General features: G+C 61.1%; 1 protein-coding gene. It reads left to right on the top strand.

Annotation, left to right across the window (positions count from 1 at the left end):
• The first annotated feature begins 244 nt into the window (after positions 1–244).
• Entirely contained in the window at positions 245–1159 is a 915-nt protein-coding gene (locus ACX9OT_RS21815; protein ID WP_459003664.1) for an IS110 family RNA-guided transposase, read from the top strand.
• The last annotated feature ends 102 nt before the right edge of the window (positions 1160–1261 follow it).

The raw sequence follows: 1261 nt of genomic DNA, 5'->3' as shown, positions 1-1261 counted from the left end.
GCGGCTGCCAAGCCTTATCTGATCGGAATCTGGCAGCGTAGGCGTCGAGAGCCGGCGTGGGCCGCCGTGCGAGCCTAGATCTCGACGATCCGTAACCAGGATCGCGACGATCGCCATGTAGCTTGGCGCCCACGCCGGAATCTCCCTTGATCCGCCCGAACAGTTGCTGGAGCGACCACTCGAAGCGATAAGACTGGGCAAGCGGGGGAGCTCTCGACCCTTCCAGACTATACGGAGTCAGGTGATGAACGGGATCGGGATTGATGTCAGCAAGCGTCAGCTGGATATCGGTACGACGGACGGAGAAACCCTGCAGGTCGGCAACAACCGCTCCGGGTTTTCTGAACTGGATGTTTGGCTGAAGAAGCGTCCGACCCGCCAGATCGTGCTTGAAGCCACAGGTGGCTATGAGCAGCCTGTGCTGGATTTCCTGCACAAGGCCGGTCATCCGGTGGTCCGTGCCAATGCCTTGCGCGCCCGGAAACTGGCTCAGGGGTTGGGTCAGATTGCCAAAACCGACCGTTTGGATGCCTACGCGTTGGCACAGATGGCCGCCCTGGTGAAGCTGCCTCCCTATCAGCCGCTGCAGTCTTGGCAGCAGAAGATGCGGGAGTTCGTTCGGGCACGTCGGCAGGCGATAGACGCCCTGACCATCGCGCGGCAGCAGCAGGAAATGGTGCTTGATCGTGAACTGCGCCGACTACTGCAGGGCAACATCACCCGCCTACAAACGTTGGTTGAGCGTCTGGGCAAGCAGATCGTCGAGCAGGTTGGTCAGCAGCCTCAACTGAAGATGCTGAAGTCGATGAAGGGCGTAGGGCCTGTGCTGCAGGCAGTTCTAGCCAGCTATCTGCCAGAGCTTGGCAGGATCACTGGCAAGCGCATCGCCAGCCTGGTCGGGGTAGCCCCGATGTCCCACGACAGCGGCACGATGAGAGGAAAACGAAGCATCCACGGTGGAAGAGCCGAAATCCGGCAAGTGCTCTACATGGCGGCAATGTCGGCCATGCGGCATGAACCTCGGCTGCGCGATTTTTACCAGTCGCTACGAGCCCGCGGCAAGGAAGGCAAGGTGGCCATCGTGGCAGTAATGCGGAAGATGCTGGTCATCCTCAACGCCCGTGTGCGCGACGCTGAAAGCGAGCTAGTCCCCGCCTGAGGCGAGCCAGGGCGAAAGACCAAAGGCTGCCGGCCAGCGGCCGGCACTACCGTGCCCGTTTACCTGACGGGCCTGAGACTCTCCAGCAACACAGTTGCTACA

It is taken from the genome of Stenotrophomonas genospecies 3 (assembly GCF_054473855.1).
Note: the sequence above shows the minus strand (reverse complement) of the source record. Positions and strands in the feature narration are given on the sequence as shown.

Coding starts and splice junctions, on each gene's coding strand:
- ACX9OT_RS21815 (WP_459003664.1), top strand. CDS start 245: ATGAACGGGATCGGGATTGATGTCAGCAAGCGTCAGCTGGATATCGGT.